The following is a 17,664-nucleotide window of genomic DNA, read 5'->3' on the forward strand; positions in this document are numbered from 1 at the left end:
AGCCCGGGCACACGGAGCAGCGAGGTGTCCGCGGACGTGGACGAGTACGACGGGGCGATCGCCGATAACCGCGCCAACTGGGATCAGCGCGCCGACGTCCACGCGCGGTCGCGGATGTACGACGTCGACGGGCTGCTCGCGGACCCGTCGCGCATGTCCCAGGTCGTCCTCAACGACCTCGCGGTCCTCGCGCCCCACCTGGAGGGCGGGACGGTCGCGGGGAGGTCGCTGCTGCACCTCCAGTGCCACATCGGGACCGACACCGTCTGCTGGGCCCGGCTCGGCGCCGTGGACGTCCACGGCCTGGACCTCTCGCCGAACTCGCTGGCCCACGCCCGGCGCATCGCCGACGCCGACGGCGCGCGGATCACGTGGGTCCAGGGCGACGCGCGCACCGCGTCGCGGGCTGTCGACCGCCGCTTCGAGGTGGTCGTCACCAGCGCCGGGGCCATCGTGTGGCTTCCCGAGCTGCGGTCGTGGGCCCGGTCGGTCCACGACCTGCTGGAACCGGGCGGGGTGTTCGCCGTCCGGGACGACCACCCGATCCTGGGCGCAATGGACTTCGAGCCGTGGCAGGTCACCGGCGACTACCTCGGAGGAGGAGGCACGAACACCTACGAGGACGCGGCCACCTACACCGACGGGCCGACCGGGGCCATCACCCACACCGTCAACCACGAGTGGCGCCACGACCTCGCGGAGGTGACCGGCGCGCTGCTCGAGGCGGGGCTGGTGGTGGAGGCGCTCGGCGAGCACCCGTTCATGGATTGGCGGGCCTTCCCCGACCTCGTGGAGTGCCCGGAAGGGTGGCGGCTGCCCGAGGGCGCGCCCAGGATCCCGCTGAACTTCTCGGTGGTCGCGCGGCGCCCCGGGTGATCGTCCGCCCGGTTCGCGCCGGGCTCCTGAAGAGGACGGCGCCGAGCGCGCCCAGGGCGGGGATCAGGCCTGCCAGGCGCCGTTCCTCGCGGCTTCGGCGGCGTAGGCGGCGAAGCTCTTCGGGGCGCGTCCGGTCACCCGCCGCACCGCGTCGGTGGGTTCCGCGTCGCCGAGGCGGCGCAGGGCCGCGAAGGAGTCCAGGGCCCGGCGCGCCTCCTCGACGGGGACGCCCGCCGCGGCGAGCGAGGCGGTGTAGTCGTCGTCGCCCCCGAGGTGACGGATGGTCCTGCCGCTCGCGCGTCCGATGGCCGCGAGGGCGTCGGGGAACGACAGCGCCTCCGGCCCGGTCAACTCGTAGACGCGCCCCGCGTGGCCGTCGCCCGTGAGGGCCGCGGCCGCGACCGCGGCGATGTCGCCGGCGTCGACGAAGCCCTGCTTCACGTCGCCGAGGGGAAGGGCGAGTTCACCCGCCAGGACCGCCGGTCGGAAGAAGCCCTCGTCGAAGTTCTGGTCGAACCAGTCCGGGCGCACGATCGTCCAGTCGGCCCCGGAGTCGCGCACGGTCCGCTCCGCCGCCGTCAGCCGCTCGTCGCCCATCGCCTCGATGCTCCGACTGGACAGGAGGGTCATGTGTCGCACCCCCTGCTCCACGGCGCACGCCACCAGCGAGGGATCGACCGCCAGCCCGTCCGGCGCCATGAGGTACAGCTTCGTCGCCCCCGCGAGGGCGGGTTCCCAGGTTTCGGGGTCGGTCCAGTCGAAGCGGACCCCGCCGCCGCGCGAGGCCGCGCGCACGTCGTGCCCGGCGGAGCGCAGGAGGCCCGCCACCCTTCGGCCGGTCGAACCGGTGGCGCCCAGCACCAGAATCGTCTGTCGGGTCATGGACCCAGGCAAGCACGGACACCTGACGTCCTGTGTCGGTTCGTCGCTCCTGATGCCAGGGGGTGGTGGAGCGGGGCGCCTCAGGCGGCGAACGGCCCGCCGTCGCCGAAGGCCAGGGCCGCGAAGTGTTCGCCGATGAGCCGGTGCGTGGCGGCGTCCGGGTGGAGCCGGTCGGGCAGCGGCAGCTCGGCGAAGTCCGCCTCGCCGTAGAGGGCGCGGCCGTCGAGGTGGTGCAGGTTCGGGTCGTCGGCCGCCCGCTGCTCCACGACGCGGGCGAGCTCCTCCCGGACGACGGTGAGCGTCAGCTTCCCGGCGGCGCGCTCGGCGGGGTCGCCCGTGGCCCGGAACCGCAGTTCCCCGGCGCCGAGGGAGTCGAGGTCGAAGGCGCCGGGGCCGGGGGTGTCCTCGTGGATGGGGCACAGGATGGGCGAGACGACCAGCAGCGGGGCGGTGGGGTGCCCCTCGCGGATGGTGTCGAGGAAGCCGTGCACCGCCGGGGTGAAGGCGCGCAGGCGCATCAGGTCGAGGTTGACGAGGTTGATGCCGATCTTGACGCTGATCAGGTCCGCGGGGGTGTCGCGCATGGCGCGGGCCGTGAACGGGTCGAGCAGGGCGCCGCCGCCGAACCCCAGGTTGACCAGCTCCACCCCGCCCCCGGCGGAGGCCAGCGCGGGCCAGGTCGTGGTGGGGGTCGCGGCGTTGGAGCCCTGGCTGACGGAGCTGCCGTGGTGCAGCCACACCCTGCGGCCCCGGTCCGGCGCGGGCTCGACGGGGGCGTTGGTGCGCAGGGCGACGAGTTCGGTGGTCTCGTTGTGCGGCAGCCAGATCTCGACGTCCTTGGCGCCGTCGGGCAGGCCGGTGAAGCGGGCGGTGCCGACCGGGCCGGGCCGGACCTCGGTGGCTCCGGTGGCCATGTCGACCACCAGGGTGTTGCCGCCCGCCACGCGGGCACGCCCGGCCAGGCGGCCGTCGACGAGCAGGTCGTACACGCCGTCCGGGCGGGGCGGGGCGCCCGTGTGGACCCGTTTGGTGGGCAGCGTGTCCAGCTCGACGGCGGTGGCCTCGGTGCGGAACACCAGCCGCACGCCCGACGGCTGGGCCTCGGCCATGGCCAGCTGCCCGTCGGTGTGCTGCGCGCGGGCCCGTGCGGGCAGCCGGTGCGGCAGCACGCCGTGCTCGGTGCGCTCCAGGTCGAGGGCGCCGCGCAGGAGTTCCGCGGTGAGGGGCGTGGTGGTCCAGTCGTGCTCGGCGCGCATCGTCGTCAACCTGTCGATCGGGGTGTTCGCGGTGTTCCGCCCCGCCGGTGCGGGGCGCGGGTCAGGGCGCGGGCCAGTTCCGCAGCAGGGAGTCGAGGGCGTCCAGGGTCCGGGTCCAGGTCTCCTGGGTGTCGGGGGTGCTGTGGCTGAACCCGCCGCCCATCTCCAGGCTGACGTAGCCGTGGAAGACGCTGCCCAGCAGCCGGACCGCGTGGGTCTGGTCCGGCTCCGCGAGGTCGTAGCCGCGCAGGACCGCCCGCGTCATCTGCGCGTGCCTGACCCCGGCGCTGGCGGCGGCCGTCTCCGGGTCGAGCCGCGTCTGGGCGGCGGCGTAGCGGCCGGGGTGCTCCCGGGCGTAGTCGCGGTAGACGTTGGCGAGGGCGGTGAGGGCGTCCTTGCCGGCCCGCCCGGCCAGGGCGGCGGAGCCCCGGTCGGCGAGCTCCTCCAGGGCGAGCAGGGCGATCCTGGTCTTGAGGTCGTGGGAGTTCCTCAGGTGCGAGTACAGGCTCGCGACCTTGACGTCGAACCGCCGGGCGAGCGCCGAGACGGTCACCCGGTCGAGGCCGGCCTCGTCGGCGAGTTCCGCTCCCGCCCGGGCCAGGCGCTCCGTAGTCAGCCCCGCGCGTGCCATGGCCTCTCTCCCCTCTGCCTGAAGCCATTATGCGTCTGCCTAAAAGGTTTAGGCAAATCGGCATGTCCCTCAGGCGGCGGTCGGGACCCCTTCCCGCGTCCACGCGCTGACGCCGGCCCCGCCGGTGCTGTCGCGTGGTGGACTTACCAAAAGAGGGGTACCTGACTTAAAGATGTGTACCAACTTTTGGAATGTTAAGAGGGGTGGACTGGTTACCACCACACGATGACCGGGAACACCCGGTCCGCGATCGGAAGGACCAGCACACATGTCCGTCGTCATCACCGGTGCCACCGGCCACCTGGGCCGCCTCGTCGTCGCCGACCTCCTGGCCCGGGGCTACCCGGCCGACCGGATCACCGCCGTCGGCCGCGACACCGGCAGGCTGGCCGGGCTCGCCGGAACCGGTGTGCGGACCGCGCCCGTCGACCTCGACGACCCCGAGACGCTGAAGGCCCCCTTCCAGGGCGCCGACACCCTGCTCCTGATCTCCGGCAGCGAGGTCGGCAGGCGGGTGGTCCAGCACACCAACGCCGTCGAGGCCGCCAAGGAGGCGGGGATCGGGCACATCGTCTACACCAGCGCGCCCAAGGCCGCCGACACCACCCTGGTCCTGGCCCCCGAGCACAAGGCCACCGAGGAGGTCGTCGCCGCGTCCGGTATCCCGGCCACGATCCTGCGCAACGGCTGGTACAACGAGAACTACGCGCAGCAGCTCGACCAGGCCCGCGAGAGCGGCGTCGTCATCGGCAGCACCGGTGAGGGAAGGGTCGCCAGCGCCTCCCGGCAGGACTTCGCCGAAGCCGCCTCCGTCGTCCTGCGCGACCCGGGGGCGCACGCGGGCGCCGTCTACGAGCTCTCCGGCGACACCGCCTGGACCGGCGCCGAGCTGGCCCGGACGCTGTCCGAGGTGCTGGGCCGCGAGGTCGTCTACCGGAACCTCACCACCGAGGAGCACGTGGCGGCCCTGACGGAAGCCGGACTGGACGAGGGCACGGCCGGGTTCGTCGCCGCCCTGGACGCCAACATCCGCGACGGCGAGCTGGGGGCCGTCAGCGGCGAGCTGTCCCGCCTGATCGGCCGTCCGACCACCCCGCTGGCCCAGACCCTGCGCGCCCTGGCGTAGCCCCTCCCGGTTCCGGTCCGCGCGGGGAGGCGGCCGCCGGGGCCGGGGCGTCGGCCCGCGGCAGGCGGCCGCCTCCCCGGCCTCACCCGGTCCGGGGCCGGCGCCGTGGGCGGACGACGAGGAGGGCGAGCAGCAGCGCGGCGACACCGCAGGCGGCCGCCCACGCGGGGAGCCGCCCGGCGCTCACGCCCGCGCCCAGCAGCGCGCTGCCGAGCGCGGCCCCGACGGCGGCGCCGAGGTACATGGCGGCCATCTGGAACGCCACGATCGAAGTGGTCCGCTCGGGCCGGGAGCGGGTGAGGGCGTCCTGCAGCGCCGGTACGCCGGACCAGCCGCAGGCGCCCCACAGGGCGACGGCGACCAGCCAGACGGCCGGGCCGTCCAGGAGGGCCAGGATCGTGAAGGACGCGAGGAGCAGGCCGGCGACGAGCGGGAGCAGCCGGTGCGAGCCGACCGCGTCGATCGGCCCGCCGGCCAGGGCGGAGCCCGCCACGCCGCCGATGCCCCAGGCCCAGACGAAGGCGAAGCCCCAGTCGGCCATGCCGCGTTCGGCCGCCATGGGCAGCAGGTAGGTGTAGAGGCCGAGACTGCCCAGGCCGAACAGGAACGCCAGGGCGACCCCGCCCGCGACCTGGGGGACGGCGATCGAGGACAGCGTCCTCCCGTCCCCGCCTCCGACGGGCGGCATCGGCCGCGACCGCACGGCCAGCGCGAGCATGCTCACCACGCCGACGGCGACGACCAGCCCCATGGTCCACCGCCAGCCGGCCTGCTCGCCGACCAGCATCCCCGCCGGCACCCCGGCCACGGTCCCGGCGGAGAGCCCGAAGGTCACCAGCGCCATCGCGCGCCCCCGTTCCCGCGGGGCGACCATGCCCGCCGCGGCCGCCGTGGCCACCGCGGTGAGCACCCCGGCCCCCGTGCCCGAGACGACGCGCGAGCCCAGGAAGACCCAGAGGTCCGGGGCGAGCGCCGTGGCGAGGTTGCCGGCGTTGAACACCCCGAGCGCGACGAGCAGCCCGCGGCGCGTCGAGACGGCGGTCAGTGGACCGGACAGGAGGGGCCCGGCCACGGCGTAGGCGCCGGTGAAGGCCGTGACCCCCAGGCCGATCGCCCCCACCGTGGCGGCCAGGGAGTCCGCGATCCGGGGCAGCACGCCCGCCAGGACGTAGGCGTCGATGCCCAGCGAGACCGCGGCGACGACCAGCGGCCAGACCCTGCGGATCACTCGCCGGCCTCTTCCCCGTGCGCGGCGGGCGCGTGGTCGGGGTCGTAGCCGGCCAGCACGGTGTCGATCAGGCCGGGGAAGCGCTCGTCGAGGTCCTCGCCGCGCAGCCGGATCATGCACTTGCGCCCTTCGGCGCGGACGAACACCACGCCCAGCTCGCGCAGCAGGCTCGTGTGGTGGGTCAGCGTCGAGCGCGGCAGGTCGGGCCCCAGTTCGATGCTGTCCACCTCGCCTTCGGCCGCGAGCCTGCGCACCATCTCCAGCCGCAACGGCTCGCTGAGCGCGAACAGCACGCGCGGCAGAGCGATGTCCCGCGTCTCGGGATGGACGTAGGTCCGTGCGGCAGCCATCAGGGGCCTCCAATCGTTCGAAAATTACCGAACGATAATAATTCGACAATAGTCGCACGGTCAAGTCGGAAGCGGGGCGAGGGCGGAGCGCCCGCGGCGGCCCCGTCGCGACGGCGCCCCGCCCGGGCGTCCCGAACGGGGCGAAGCGCGTTCCGGCTGTCGGCGGGAGACCCCGGTCCGATATGGCGCGGCGGGGCGGCGGTTCCCCCGTCCGACGCGGGCGCGGACGGTATTCGCGAACCCTTCACCGGGCGCGGGAAGGCGCGGGAAAAGCAGTTCGCCGGGAAACCGGGCGGCCTCTCGGGGGCGCCGCCGAGTCTGCCTTCCGCCGTTTCCGCCGGGGGTCTCTTTTTCCGGCCGCCGCGCGTCGGGGAAGCGGGAGCAGCCCTTCGCCGGGCGCACGCCCCGGCCCTTCGGGTTCGGGAACGCGTTCCCCATAGGCGGGCGGGCGGAAAGAGGCGCTCGCCACAGCTTTTGTTCCCCCTGGAAGAAGGGGATTCCGGTCGCACGGGTGTGCGCTAATGGGGCAGGTCATCCGAAAAGCGTTGAGGGGGTTTATCGATATCCCCAAAGGCTTGTTAATGTGTGCGTGCAATTCGGTATTGCTGTATGTTGGCGTCTGGTGGAAATCAGTTTTATTCCGATTGGAGGAGTGGGGGACCATGGCGCAGAAAGTTCAGGTTCTTCTCGTTGACGACCTCAATGGCGGGCAGGCCGAGGAGACGGTCTCGTTCGGGGTCGACGGCTCCGTCTACGAGATCGACCTCAGCGGCGACAACGCCGCGCAGCTGCGCAGCGCGCTCGCCCCGTTCGTCGAGGCCGCCCGCAAGGCCCCGGTGAAGACCGGGAAAGGCGTGAAGGCCAGGCAGCGCGGCGCGCTCAGCCGCGACAAGAGCGCGGAGATCCGGGCGTGGGCCAAAGCCCAGGGCAAGAAGGTCAACGAGCGGGGCCGCATCCCGCAGGTGATCATCGACGAGTACCGCGCCGTCCAGGGCTGACCCCGGACCGGGACGCGGTGGCAGGGGCCCGGACCGGGAGAGCGGTCCGGGCCCCGCGTCGTACCGGGCGGGCGGGAGGGGCCGCGTCCCCCTCACCGGTCCGGGGTGTCGCGTTCGCCGTCGTCGATCAGAGCGCTGAGCGCGGCGGCGCCCCGGAGGAGGGCGCGCGCCCGGGAGGCGACGTCGGCCTCCCGGGCGGCCAGCGCGCCGGCGACCTCCTCCCACCGCGACGCCCGGCGGAGCCGGGGCATGAGGGCCTTGAGCGGGCCGACGCGGTAGCCGGCCAGGCGCAGCTGGTGCACGACGCGCGCGTCCCGGACGTCACCCGGCGAGTACACGCGCGCCCTCCGGGGAGCGGACCGGCGGGGGACCACCAGCCCTTCGGCGTCCCAGTGGCGCAGGGTCGACGGCCGGACGCCGAGGGCGTCGGCGAGCTCGGAGACGCCCATCGAGTCCGACGGCCGGGGATCCTCGATCGGCTCCGCCGCGATCGTTCCGGCCGCCTCCTTCGCCAGCGCCAGCCCCTGGCGTTCGGCGTGCAGCCGCGCGTGGGCGGCGTCCAGGAGTTCGAGCAGGTCGGAGGCCGGGTACCGGTGTGCCGCGCGCACCATCTCCCTGGCCTCGGCCGGGCCGACACCGGCCGCGAGCGCCCGGTAGGCCAGCGCGGCCCGCACGTGCGCCTCGGTGTAGACCCGGTAGCCCGCCCGGGTGCGCGCCGCCAGGGGGAGCACGCCGTCGCGCTCGAGATCGCGCACCTGCTGGACCGAGCACCCGACCCGCCGGGCGACGTCGACGGTCCGCAGACCCGACTTGCGACTTTTCACATCATCCTCGCAGGGTGGGCGGTCCGAAGTCTCCATAAGCACGTGAATGAAACGCTAGAGCACATGGACATCGACGAGATCATCGGGCACGTCAGCGCCCTGGAAGGGGTCCTGGTCCTCAGGCCGGGACCCGGCGACGGCTCACCGGAGATCAGCTGGGGCGACGTGTTCTTCTACTACGCGCCCGACGGCGTGGTCCCGAAGGTCCAGCCCTTCGCGACCGTCGTGACGAAGGACTACCCCGGCGACCGGGACTCCCGCCTGGACCGGCCCGGCGCCTTCCGGGTGAACGTCTCCGCCGGATCGGCGGAGTTCCTCCGGTGGACCGGCCGCGAACCACGGGACGCGGCCCCGCACGACACGGACCCGGCTACGGCGGACGCCGTGCTCCCCCACCCCGTCTACGGCGGCCTGGGGTGGCTCGCCGTCGTCGACCCGGGGCCGCGTACGGCGGCGCCGGTCCGGGACCTGCTCCGGACGGCCCACCACCTCGCCCGCGCGCGCCACCGGCGCCGCTCCGGGACGGGGCCGCCGGAGACCCCTGACGGGGGTCAGTCCCGGGTGTAGACGCCGCCCGCGAACCGCGCGAGCGCCGTTCGCAGGCGGGCCGAGGGCGCGGCGCCCCTCGACGGCATCGGCAGCCGCGCCACGACCAGGCCGCCGTCGTGCCAGAGGTCGACGCCGTGCCGGTCCCGCCAGTCGAAGTCCGGCGCGCGGTCGTCCTCGAAGTCGACGACGACCGCGTGGGCGGCGCCGTCGGGATCGGCGGCCACGCGGACCCTCTCCAGCTCGCCCCAGAGGACGGAGAAGGACCGGTCCGGCCAGCGCAGCCACCGCCGGTCCATGACGGTGAGGTTGTGGGGGTCCACGACCAGCAGGTCGCGTCCGTCGGCGCCCTCCGAGCGCAGGGACATGACCAGTCCGGCCAGGGCCGCCGCCGCCATCACGGCCGCCACCCCCGGGATGGTCCCGGGGACCCCGTACCCGTGGGTGAGGGCCGCCGTCCAGTCCCCGGCGGACAGGGCGCCCCTCTCGTACGCGGAGACGACGCCGTAGAAGCCCGGAAAGGCGGCCGCGGACGCGAGTCCGCCGATCCACGGGAGCAGCCGGGCGATCCGCCTGCCGATCCGCGCGGCGGGAGTGGTCAGCGCGAAGACCTCCACGTCCGGTTCGGAGCGGCGCGCCCTCTCCCGCCCCGGGGCGGCCTCCCCGTCCGGGACCGGCCGCTCCGAGGGCGCCGGGGAGTGGAACGTGACCGGTCCGGAGAAGTCCCGCCCCTGGAGCGCCGTCCCCGAGACGCCGCCCCCGATGGTGTTGACGGTCGTCTCCCCGGGGAGCGGCCGCGGGTCGGCGGGTTCCCCGGTGCCGCGCAGCGCCCACACCCACACCGGAGCGCAGACGAGGAGGAGGGCGGCCACCGCGGCCACCCACGAGGCGGCCTCCCAGCCCTCGCGGGTGAACACCCCTCCGCCCAGGCCCAGCGCAGCCCCGGCCACCGCGCCCGGCACCACCGTGGCCGCGACCGCGCAGGCGATTCTCGTCAACCGGCTCATAACCCGGAATTCTGCCCTGCGGCCCGGCCCCGTGGGGGGCGAAGACCGGATCCCGGCCGGAACCGGCCTCCGCTGTGGAGGTTGCGGCGCGGGGGTGGTTCGGCGTCGGGGATTCGCCGACCGGATCGTCGGGGTGTCCTGGTGTGCGGCGCGGTGACGGGGCGGCGACGGCGGGTGCCGGTCGGGGCCGCGCCCACGACGTCCGCTGCGTGAGGGGTTCCGTTGCCGGTCGTGGGCTTTCCGCCCGTTTCGGGGCCTGGAAGGGCGGAAAGCCCGTGATCGTTCCGGGGCAGAGCGGGACCGGCCCTCGGACCACCGCGTCACGGACGTCCGGCGGGCACGCGCGGGTCTCCGGCCCCCGCCCGCCGTCGCCGCCCGCCGTCACAGGCCCCGAGCGGACCCCGACCCGACAGAGCCCCGACCACCCCCGCGCCGAAGGTTCCCTACCAGGGCGCGCAGGGGGGCTCGTCCGGCGTCTCGTGGCACGGCACGAAGGTGCGTCCCCCCGAATCGCCGAACGCGTAGCCCGCCAGCCAGTGCTGCTCGGGCCGCTCGGGCGGGGCCTCGGAGAAGAAGGGCCGGTCGCCGTCGCGGAGGACGACCTCGTCCGTGTTCTGCAGGGCGTCGACGTACCGCGCCCGGATCTCCCACTCGCAGGACCGGCCCCGGACCAGCGCCTCCACCCGCAGCCCGCCCGGCTCCAGCCCGCCGCCGAGGTCGATCCGCCTGCGGCTGAAATACGGCTGCCCCTGGTCGGGGCCCTCGTCGGAGATGTACAGCGCCGGATCGCGGTGGTTGAGGTCGACGACCACGCCGGGGTAGGACGCCTGTCCCGCCGGAGGGTACTCCACGACGGTCGTGGCCGTCGGCTCCGCGCAGGAGATGTTGACGGGGGTCATGTCCACGATGCTCAGCTGGGTGCTGCGCGTCGACAGGAGGGTCATGGTGAACACGGTCGCGCCGGCCTCGCCGGTGGCGCCTTCCGGCTGCTCCCAGGACCACCCGCCCGGAGGGCTCGCGCTCATGCCGCCGAAGCCGCGGATCAGCCGCCCGCCCAGGGGCCGGAGGAGGTCCCAGACCTCCGCGGCCGGAGTGGCCTCGAGGGCTTCCCCCTCCTCCGGGGTCAGGGGGCGGTCGAGGACGATTCTGAAGTCGTCGGAGAGAGACGTGTCGTAGGTGACGGAGCTGGTGAACGGCGCTCTTTCCTGGTCCATCCCCGCCTCGGCCGCCCGCTCCTCGCGGACCCGGGCCTCGGTGGACCACAGGTCGTAGGTGTAGGTCCCCGCGAACCCGCCCCCGCCGACCAGGAGGGCCAGCGCGACGGAGACCGCCCACGCCCGCAGCCGGGTCCGGCCCGAGGCGCCCCGGGCCTCGGGAAAGTACCGCTCCCGCAGGACGTCGCGGACCGACGGCCCGTCCGGTCCGGGGCGATCCCGCGGCGGGCGCCGCGCACCCCGGCCGTCGGAGTCCTTCTTCTCCTCGTCCCTGCCCATGGCGAGCTCCGGTCCTCCTTCTCACGGGGATGGACTCGGGCTGACAGTAGTCCCGACATCACTTTCTGTCGCCCGGTCTGGCCGGAAGAGGCCATTCCCGGAATCCCCCGGGGAGCCCGGCGGAGCCCGGGGCCCGGTTCCCGGCTTTCCGCCCCCCTGCGGTCGTTGCGCGTGGTCGGCGGAGGTGCGGCGGGACGCGGGCCCGGGGCGGGGCTACCAGGACGGGCCCGCGCCCGACGGATAACGGTTGGCGGCGGCCCCGGCCGACGCGGGCATGCTCTGGCCATGATCGACGACGCACAGGTGGATGCCTTCATCGAGGACGGCTTCGTCCGCGTCGGTGGCGCGTTCCCCGGGAGCTCGCGGCCGAGTGCCGGGAGCTCCTCTGGCGGGGCATCGGCGCCGACCCGGCCACCTGGCCGTGGCCGGTGGCCGGGCTCGCGGACTTCACGCAGGTGCCGTTCCGGGCCGCGGCCAACACGCCGGCCCTGCGCGCCGCGTTCGACGTCCTGGCGGGCCGGGGGCGCTGGACGCCGCGCGACAGCCTGGGCGGCTTCGTGGTCCGGTTCCCCGGCGACGTGCCGGCCGTCGTCGACGGCCGGCACGTCGACGTGAGCTTCCCCGGTGAGGAGTCCGACCCCGCCGACTACCTGAGCTGGAGGGCGAACATCGGGTCCAGGGACTGCGCGCTGCGCATGTTCTTCCTGTTCTCGGACGTGGGAGAGGACGACGCGCCCACCCGCGTCCGCGTCGGCTCCCACCTGGACACCGCGCGGGTCCTCGCGCCCGAAGGGGAGGCGGGCCTGGACGCCCGGGAGCTGGCGCGGCGCGCGGAGGCCGCCAGCAGGCGCCGCCCGCTCGCCTACGCCACGGGCGGCGCCGGTGACGTCTACCTGTGCCACCCGTTCCTGGTGCACGCGGGCCAGCCCAACCGGGGGGCGAGACCGCGCTTCCTGGGCCAGCCGAAGCTCGTCCCGGCCCGGCCGCTCGAACTCGACCGCGAGGACGGGGCCTACTCGCCGGTGGAGACCGCGATCAGGCGCGGCCTCGGACGGTGACCTCCGAGAGAGGTCGGGCGGGCCCGATGGGCGCGGGTCGTCGGGCCGGCGCGGCCGGCCTGTACGAGCGGGCCGTGCCGACGCCCCGCCCCCGGAGTTCGATGGGTGTGTTCACGTTCGGAACCGTCCCCCTCCCGGCGTCCCCGGACTCCGCCCGCCGGTAGCAATACGGTTGTACGATATCGGGATGCCGAGAGTCGTCGATCATGACCAGCGCCGTGCCCAGATCGCGCGGGCGTTCCAGCGCATGCTCGCCGCGGAGGGGTTCGCCGGTGTCTCGTTCTCCCGGGTGGCGGCCGAGGCCGGGGTCTCGGTCGGGCTCATCCAGCACTACTTCGCCGGAAAGGACGTGCTGCTCCGCTTCGCCTACGAAGACGCCGTGAGTCGTATGAGCGAGCGGGTGCGGGCCCGCGTCCGCGAGGGCGGGGCCGCCCGCCTTCCGGCCGGGGAGGTGCTGCTCGACAGCCTGGCCGAGCTGCTGCCGCTCGACGAGGAGCGGGACGTCGAGTACCGCGTCCGCCAGGGCCTGCAGGCCCAGGCGCTGCACCACGCCGGTCTCGCCGATGTCGCCCGGAGGGCGGGCGGGGACATCCTCGGATACGTCACGGCGGTGGTCGAGAACGGCGCGGAGCGCGGTGAGGTCGAGCCCGGTGTCGACGCCGTGCTCGCCGCCCGCATGATCCTCGCGACCGCGCAGGGCCTGGCCGACCAGGTCGCGCTCTCGGGCGTCGGCGCGTTCCCGGAGCGGGACGTGCTGCGCCGGGCCGTCGCCACGGTGTTCACCGGGCGTCCCGGTTCCCACGACCGCTGATCCTCCCCGCCGCGACGCACCGCGTACGAAACCCCCACGACGGCAATAGGGCCGTACTGCTACGGTGGCAATATGATCATATTGCCAATGGGCGCCGATGCCGCCACCGGGCGGAGACCGTCACGCGCGCCGGCCGGGGAGCACACGCGATGACCCGACACGCGACCGTGCGGCTGGGCAGCGGCGCCGTCCGCGGCCGCCGACTCGACGGGCACCTCTCGTTCCGGGGGATCCCCTACGCCGCGCCCCCGGTCGGAGAGCGGCGGTGGCGCCCGCCCGCGCCGGTCGAGCCGTGGCCCGGGATCCGGGACGCGACCGCGCCCGGGAACCCCGCGCCGCAGTCGGCTCAGTCGTTCGCGGACGTCGCCTCCCTCGACGAGGACTGCCTGACACTGGACGTCACCGTGCCGGAGGCCTCGGGCACCGGGCGCCCGGTGATGGTGTGGCTGCACGGCGGGGGCGGGACGAACGGGTCCGCCGCCGCCTACGACCCGCGGCGGCTCGCCGTCACCGGCGACCTCGTCGTCGTGGCGCCGAACTTCCGGCTCGGCGTGTTCGGGTGCTTCGGCTACCCGGGCCTCCCTGACGGCGGGACCTTCGGTCTGCGGGACCAGCAGGCCGCGCTGCGCTGGGTGCGGCGGGAGATCGCGCGGTTCGGCGGCGACCCGGCGAACGTGACCCTGGTCGGGGGGTCCTACGGGGCACTCATGGTCGCGGCGCACCTGGTGGCACCCGGATCGGCCGGGCTGTTCCACCGCGCGGTCCTGCAGAGCGGGTTCGCGGTGACGGGCTCGACACCGGCGCACACCTTCATCCCCGGCGTTCCGGAGCTCCCGCCGAGGTGGATCCCGGCGGCCGAGCTGGACCGGCTCGGCGCCGCCACCGCCGCCGAGCACGGCTGGGTCGCGCCGGGCGGGGATCCCGAGACGGCGCTGGCGCGGCTCCGGAGGGTTCCGGTGGCGGACCTGCTCCAGGCGTCGGCCGACTTCATCCGGCCGGCCTTCGGCGGACCGGCCCTGCCCGAGTCGCCCGCAGAGGCGCTGCCGGCCGGACGCTTCCGGCGGATGCCGCTGATGCTGGGCACCACGCGCGACGAGGCGCGGTTCTTCGTCGGGCTCTTCGCCGACCTCGCCGGCAGTCCGGTCACGGCCGAGAGCTACCCGCGGCTGCTGGCCGAGGCGTTCGGCGACGCGGCGGACGAGGTCGCCGCGCGCTACGCGTTCGACCGCTTCCCGACGCCGAGCCTCGCCTGGGCGCAGGTCTGCACGGACCGGGCCTGGGCGCGACCGGCCTGGGAACTGGGCCAGGCCCTCGCCGCGCGCACCGACACCTGGTTCTACGAGTTCGCGGACCGGGACGCCCCGCCCCTCGTCCCCCTCCCGGGGTTTCCCACCGGTGCCCAGCACTCCAGCGAGCTGGTGTACCAGTTCGACTTTCCCGGAGGCCCGTCGCTGTCGGCGGCGCAGCACCGGCTCGCCGACCGGATGAACCGGTACTGGGCGGCCTTCGCCGCCCACGGCGATCCCGCCCGCGCCGACCTGCCGGCCTGGCCCACCGTTGACAGCGGCCACGTCCAGTCCCTGGCACCCGAACGGATCGGCGGCACGGACTACGCGGCCGAGCACCGCCTCGACTTCTGGGCGCGTGTGCGGTAGCCCCGTGGATGATCTTGACGCCGGCGTTCCAGTATGTCCGTTTCGAGGAACGCCGGCGTCAGGGTCATCGCGGTCATGGGCGGCCCGGGGGCTCACATCGGCCGCGCGCCGCGCCTCGCCGCGTCGTAGGGGGAGAGGTGCCCGCACATGCCCAGCGTGTCCTGTGCGGGCTGCTCGATCCTCGACACCCTCGCCGCGCGCAGGTGCGTGTGGTCGCCCGCGGCGAGCGCGTCGATCTCCCGGCCGGTCCGGGCGCTCGCGGCGTCCGCGCCCCGCTCCCAGCGCTCCCTCCACTCCGCCAGCCGGGGGCGGACGAGGGCGGCGGCCGCGGCGTGGAACGCGTCGAGCGCCGAGGCGTCCCCCGCCTCCGTGCGCCCGCGCAGCTCGGCGAAGCCCTCGACCGCGAGGTCGCGCCGGGCCCGGGCCCGTTCCGGCGACGGGGCGCCGTCGGGGCCCCGGAGCGCGACCGCGCGCTGGTAGGCCGCCGGGTCGGCCAGGTGCTCCGGCGGCAGGGTCAGCACGGCGTCGCCCGCCTCGGGGAGGCCGCCGTTCTGCATGAGGACCAGCACGCGCAGGTCGCCGTCGTTCACCGCCCGGTGGATGGTGCCGGGGGTGAACCAGACGACGTCGCCCGCTCGCAGCGGCTCCTCGGAGTACCCCTCCGCCGTGAGGGTCTGCAGCCTGCCGGCGCCGCCCGTCACGACGTAGCCCTCGGTGCAGCACAGGTGCATGTGCGGGGACCCGCCGCACAGCCCGTCGGCGGCCTCCCACGGGTACACGCGCAGCGCGCTGATTCCGACGGAACCGGGGAACTCCGGCAGCGGGGCGGTCACAGCCCGTGCTCCGCGGTGTAGGCCTCGATCTCGTCCCGCGTCCAGACCCGGTCGGCGACGGCGAACCGGTGCCGCAGCGCGAGGGTGTCGCCGTGGCCGAGGACGATCTCCTCGTGGAACGCCGGTGACGGGTTGACGGCCGGGAACGGTTCGTTGCGGACGAACCAGGTGAGGGCGCCGCGGCTGGAGGAGCCGGCGAAGACGACGAGCGTGGAGCCGCCGTCGACGTCGTCGTTGAGGCCGGTGTAGGCGAGCCAGGGCGAGTCCGCGGTGCCCATGGCCTCCGGCCCGCCGCCCCCGCCGGCGGTGAGGACCTCGCCGCCGGTGAGGCCCCGGGGGCCGCGCCAGAACCAGCCGGTGTAGCCGGCGTTGTCCCGGCCGTGGGTGGTGGGGCTGCCCAGCTCCAGGTCCTCGCCGCGGACGTTGCGCAGCTCGCTGGCGACGTCGAGCGCCCAGACGCCCCGCCCGGGGTCCACGCCGTGGAAGCGCAGGGTCCGGTGCTCGGAGACCCACTCCTCGCCGGTGGAGGCGACCCAGGTGAGCTCCTCGGACAGGGTCAGCTCGTCCCCGGTGAGGTCGATGGCGCCGAAGCCGTCGTGCCGCATCGACCCGACGTTGTCCAGGGGGACGTAGCCGGTGCCGTGCACGTAGGTGTTGCCGCCCCAGAAGTTCTGGCCCGACACGTGCGACCACGTCATCTGCAGGCCCTTGTGCCAGCGGTGGTCGTGCGGCCTGTGGGCCGACACCGGCGCGCCGGACAGGGTGCGCATCGGGTGCAGGTAGGGCTTGGGGGCCTCGAACGCGGGGATGTCCGCGCCGTAGACGTAGACCGCGATCTCGACGCCGCCGACGGCGACGCCGACGCTTGTTCCGTGCTCGTGGGTCACTGTCAGCGGGCTCATCGGGCCACCTCGGTCTCGTCGCGGGCGGGGGTGTCGGACTCGCGGCGGCGGCCGCCGTCGAGGCGCTCGTAGAACGGGCTGCCGGGCCCCAGTTCCGAGCGCAGCACCGGACGGCCGGTGACCGCGGACCGGTACAGGCCGGTGATCAGCTCCATGCTCCGCCGCCCGTCGTCGCCGCTGGCCGGCGGCCGGACCCCGGAGTCCATCGCGTCGAGGAACGCGCCGAGCTGCGCGGCGTGCGAGCTCGGCACGTCGGAGGCCGGCCGCCAGGACCGCGCGCGCTCCTCGCCCACCCCCTCGCGCGGGGTCCAGGTCCAGTCCGCGTTGTCGTAGCCGTACAGGTGCGACAGCTCCACGGTCGCGTCGCTGAAGTCGAACCGCAGGTAGCTCTCCTGGCGGGGGGAGAGCACGCTGTTCACGACCGACACCAGGGCCCCCGACTCGAACCCCACGGCGGCCACGGACACGTCCTCGGTCTCCACGTCCCGGGCGAGCGTGCCCATCATGGCGCGGACCTCCCGCCAGTCGCCCAGCAGCGACAGCATCAGGTCCATCTGGTGGATCCCGTGCCCCATCGTCGGCCCGCCGCCCTCGCTCGCCCACGTCCCCCGCCACGGCGCGGTGTAGTAGGCGTCGTCCCGGTACCAGAGGGTGTGGCACACCCCCACCAGCGGCCGGCCCAGCGCCCCGTCGGCGATCTGCCGGCGCAGGGCGCGCGCCGCCGAGCCGAACCGGTGCTGGAACACGTACCCGACGTACGGGCCGCCCGCGCGCTCGGAGGCGGCCATCTCGTCGTACTCGGCCAGCGAGAGGGCGGGCGGCTTCTCGCACCACACCCACGCCCCGGCGGCCAGGCACTCCAGCACCGCGTCGCGGTGGGACGCGGGCGGAGTGCAGACGATCACCAGGTCCGGGCGGTCGGCCGCCAGCGCCGCAGCCAGGTCCGTGCCGCTGCGCCCCACCCCCCACTCGGCCGCGAACGCCGCCGCGCGGCCGCCGTCCACGTCGACGACCGAGACCACCTCGACCCGGTCGGCGTGCGCGCGGACCGCCGGCATGTGGCGGCCGCCGGCGATCGCGCCCGCTCCGACCACCGCGATCCGGTACCGCTTCCTGTCTCCTGGCGTCACCACATCCACCTGTCCTCCGGCGGGCCGCGCTCGTGAGGCCCTTCCGGCGCGTCTCGTT

18 protein-coding genes are annotated in these 17,664 nt (G+C 74.8%); 7 read left to right on the forward strand and 11 right to left on the reverse strand.

All coding sequences use genetic code 11. From position 1 onward, the window contains the following. Positions 1 to 24 precede the first annotated feature (24 nt). Entirely contained in the window at positions 25 to 876 is an 852-nt protein-coding gene (locus tag EV190_RS05320) for a class I SAM-dependent methyltransferase (protein WP_243742364.1), read from the forward strand. Between the two features lie 63 nt (positions 877 to 939). On the opposite strand, the gene EV190_RS05325 is transcribed toward EV190_RS05320, so the two are convergent. From EV190_RS05325 to EV190_RS05335, 3 genes are all read right to left on the reverse strand, one after another. Beyond that, positions 940 to 1,758, reverse strand: a complete 819-nt coding sequence (locus tag EV190_RS05325) for an NmrA family NAD(P)-binding protein (RefSeq protein WP_133740319.1) — start codon at positions 1,756 to 1,758, stop codon at positions 940 to 942. Between the two features lie 80 nt (positions 1,759 to 1,838). Further along, positions 1,839 to 3,014 carry a GDSL-type esterase/lipase family protein gene (locus EV190_RS05330; RefSeq protein ID WP_133740476.1) on the reverse strand — a complete coding sequence of 392 codons (1,176 nt, stop codon included), beginning with the start codon at positions 3,012 to 3,014 and terminating at the stop codon, positions 1,839 to 1,841. Between the two features lie 61 nt (positions 3,015 to 3,075). Next, positions 3,076 to 3,645: a TetR/AcrR family transcriptional regulator gene (locus EV190_RS05335; RefSeq protein WP_133740320.1), complete on the reverse strand. Its 570-nt coding sequence runs from the start codon at positions 3,643 to 3,645 to the stop codon at positions 3,076 to 3,078. 268 nt (positions 3,646 to 3,913) lie between these two features. On the opposite strand from EV190_RS05335, the gene EV190_RS05340 reads away from it, so the two are divergent. Continuing rightward, positions 3,914 to 4,771: an SDR family oxidoreductase gene (locus EV190_RS05340; RefSeq protein ID WP_133740321.1), complete on the forward strand. Its 858-nt coding sequence runs from the start codon at positions 3,914 to 3,916 to the stop codon at positions 4,769 to 4,771. Between the two features lie 82 nt (positions 4,772 to 4,853). Here EV190_RS05340 and EV190_RS05345 read toward each other — a convergent pair whose 3' ends face one another. Further along, positions 4,854 to 5,999 carry an MFS transporter gene (locus tag EV190_RS05345; RefSeq protein ID WP_133740322.1) on the reverse strand — a complete coding sequence of 382 codons (1,146 nt, stop codon included), beginning with the start codon at positions 5,997 to 5,999 and terminating at the stop codon, positions 4,854 to 4,856. Beyond that, entirely contained in the window at positions 5,996 to 6,349 is a 354-nt protein-coding gene (locus EV190_RS05350) for an ArsR/SmtB family transcription factor (protein ID WP_133740323.1), read from the reverse strand. Before EV190_RS05350 ends, EV190_RS05345 begins: the two co-directional genes overlap by 4 nt. A gap of 662 nt (positions 6,350 to 7,011) precedes the next feature. Between EV190_RS05350 and EV190_RS05355 the strand changes: the two genes are divergently transcribed. Then, the gene (locus EV190_RS05355) at positions 7,012 to 7,347 is read left to right on the forward strand and encodes a histone-like nucleoid-structuring protein Lsr2 (protein WP_133740324.1); all 336 of its coding nucleotides are present in this window, start codon (positions 7,012 to 7,014) and stop codon (positions 7,345 to 7,347) included. A 92-nt stretch (positions 7,348 to 7,439) separates the two neighbouring features. On the opposite strand, the gene EV190_RS05360 is transcribed toward EV190_RS05355, so the two are convergent. After that, a complete protein-coding gene (locus tag EV190_RS05360) occupies positions 7,440 to 8,171 on the reverse strand; it encodes a MerR family transcriptional regulator (protein ID WP_133740325.1) in 732 nt (243 codons plus the stop codon). A 63-nt stretch (positions 8,172 to 8,234) separates the two neighbouring features. Here EV190_RS05360 and EV190_RS05365 point away from each other — a divergent pair, with 63 nt between their 5' ends. After that, complete coding sequence (locus EV190_RS05365) at positions 8,235 to 8,738, forward strand: DUF6194 family protein (protein ID WP_133740477.1); 504 nt, start codon at positions 8,235 to 8,237, stop codon at positions 8,736 to 8,738. Here the strand turns inward: EV190_RS05365 and EV190_RS05370 are convergent. Together EV190_RS05370 and EV190_RS05375 are read right to left on the reverse strand one after the other, a co-directional pair. Beyond that, on the reverse strand, positions 8,723 to 9,724 hold the full coding sequence (locus EV190_RS05370) for a hypothetical protein (protein ID WP_133740326.1): 1,002 nt from the start codon (positions 9,722 to 9,724) through the stop codon (positions 8,723 to 8,725). The genes EV190_RS05365 and EV190_RS05370 overlap by 16 nt on opposite strands. 443 nt (positions 9,725 to 10,167) lie before the next feature. Continuing rightward, on the reverse strand, positions 10,168 to 11,217 hold the full coding sequence (locus EV190_RS05375) for a hypothetical protein (RefSeq protein ID WP_243742365.1): 1,050 nt from the start codon (positions 11,215 to 11,217) through the stop codon (positions 10,168 to 10,170). Between the two features lie 428 nt (positions 11,218 to 11,645). Here EV190_RS05375 and EV190_RS05380 point away from each other — a divergent pair, with 428 nt between their 5' ends. The 3 genes from EV190_RS05380 to EV190_RS05390 all read left to right on the forward strand — a co-directional run bounded on the left by EV190_RS05380 (position 11,646) and on the right by EV190_RS05390 (position 14,741). Continuing rightward, positions 11,646 to 12,275 (forward strand): phytanoyl-CoA dioxygenase family protein, encoded by a 630-nt coding sequence (locus tag EV190_RS05380; RefSeq protein WP_243742366.1) that lies wholly within the window; start codon positions 11,646 to 11,648, stop codon positions 12,273 to 12,275. A 187-nt stretch (positions 12,276 to 12,462) separates the two neighbouring features. After that, positions 12,463 to 13,086, forward strand: coding sequence for a TetR/AcrR family transcriptional regulator (locus tag EV190_RS05385; RefSeq protein WP_133740327.1), 624 nt, complete (start codon positions 12,463 to 12,465; stop codon positions 13,084 to 13,086). 149 nt (positions 13,087 to 13,235) lie between these two features. Next, complete coding sequence (locus EV190_RS05390; RefSeq protein WP_133740328.1) at positions 13,236 to 14,741, forward strand: carboxylesterase/lipase family protein; 1,506 nt, start codon at positions 13,236 to 13,238, stop codon at positions 14,739 to 14,741. A 92-nt stretch (positions 14,742 to 14,833) separates the two neighbouring features. On the opposite strand, the gene EV190_RS05395 is transcribed toward EV190_RS05390, so the two are convergent. The 3 genes from EV190_RS05395 to EV190_RS05405 are packed head-to-tail and all read right to left on the reverse strand — an operon-like array spanning position 14,834 to position 17,606. Further along, a complete protein-coding gene (locus tag EV190_RS05395; protein WP_208113055.1) occupies positions 14,834 to 15,574 on the reverse strand; it encodes a cupin domain-containing protein in 741 nt (246 codons plus the stop codon). Next, complete coding sequence (locus EV190_RS05400) at positions 15,571 to 16,476, reverse strand: DUF6807 domain-containing protein (protein WP_133740329.1); 906 nt, start codon at positions 16,474 to 16,476, stop codon at positions 15,571 to 15,573. The genes EV190_RS05395 and EV190_RS05400 overlap by 4 nt, the downstream gene beginning before the upstream one ends. Next, entirely contained in the window at positions 16,473 to 17,606 is a 1,134-nt protein-coding gene (locus EV190_RS05405; RefSeq protein ID WP_279536605.1) for a Gfo/Idh/MocA family protein, read from the reverse strand. Before EV190_RS05405 ends, EV190_RS05400 begins: the two co-directional genes overlap by 4 nt. Positions 17,607 to 17,664 lie beyond the last annotated feature (58 nt).

The sequence above is a fragment of the Actinorugispora endophytica genome, assembly GCF_004363075.1.
Taxonomy (GTDB): domain Bacteria; phylum Actinomycetota; class Actinomycetes; order Streptosporangiales; family Streptosporangiaceae; genus Actinorugispora; species Actinorugispora endophytica.

Excerpts from the sequence above, each read along its gene's own strand:
- EV190_RS05365 (WP_133740477.1), top strand. The coding sequence starts at position 8,235 with ATGGACATCGACGAGATCATCGGGCACGTCAGCGCCCTGGAAGGGGTC.
- EV190_RS05330 (WP_133740476.1), bottom strand. The coding sequence starts at position 3,014 with ATGCGCGCCGAGCACGACTGGACCACCACGCCCCTCACCGCGGAACTC.
- EV190_RS05400 (WP_133740329.1), bottom strand. The coding sequence starts at position 16,476 with ATGAGCCCGCTGACAGTGACCCACGAGCACGGAACAAGCGTCGGCGTC.
- EV190_RS05370 (WP_133740326.1), bottom strand. The coding sequence starts at position 9,724 with ATGAGCCGGTTGACGAGAATCGCCTGCGCGGTCGCGGCCACGGTGGTG.
- EV190_RS05375 (WP_243742365.1), bottom strand. The coding sequence starts at position 11,217 with ATGGGCAGGGACGAGGAGAAGAAGGACTCCGACGGCCGGGGTGCGCGG.
- EV190_RS05340 (WP_133740321.1), top strand. The coding sequence starts at position 3,914 with ATGTCCGTCGTCATCACCGGTGCCACCGGCCACCTGGGCCGCCTCGTC.
- EV190_RS05355 (WP_133740324.1), top strand. The coding sequence starts at position 7,012 with ATGGCGCAGAAAGTTCAGGTTCTTCTCGTTGACGACCTCAATGGCGGG.
- EV190_RS05385 (WP_133740327.1), top strand. The coding sequence starts at position 12,463 with ATGCCGAGAGTCGTCGATCATGACCAGCGCCGTGCCCAGATCGCGCGG.
- EV190_RS05325 (WP_133740319.1), bottom strand. The coding sequence starts at position 1,758 with ATGACCCGACAGACGATTCTGGTGCTGGGCGCCACCGGTTCGACCGGC.
- EV190_RS05390 (WP_133740328.1), top strand. The coding sequence starts at position 13,236 with ATGACCCGACACGCGACCGTGCGGCTGGGCAGCGGCGCCGTCCGCGGC.
- EV190_RS05350 (WP_133740323.1), bottom strand. The coding sequence starts at position 6,349 with ATGGCTGCCGCACGGACCTACGTCCATCCCGAGACGCGGGACATCGCT.
- EV190_RS05335 (WP_133740320.1), bottom strand. The coding sequence starts at position 3,645 with ATGGCACGCGCGGGGCTGACTACGGAGCGCCTGGCCCGGGCGGGAGCG.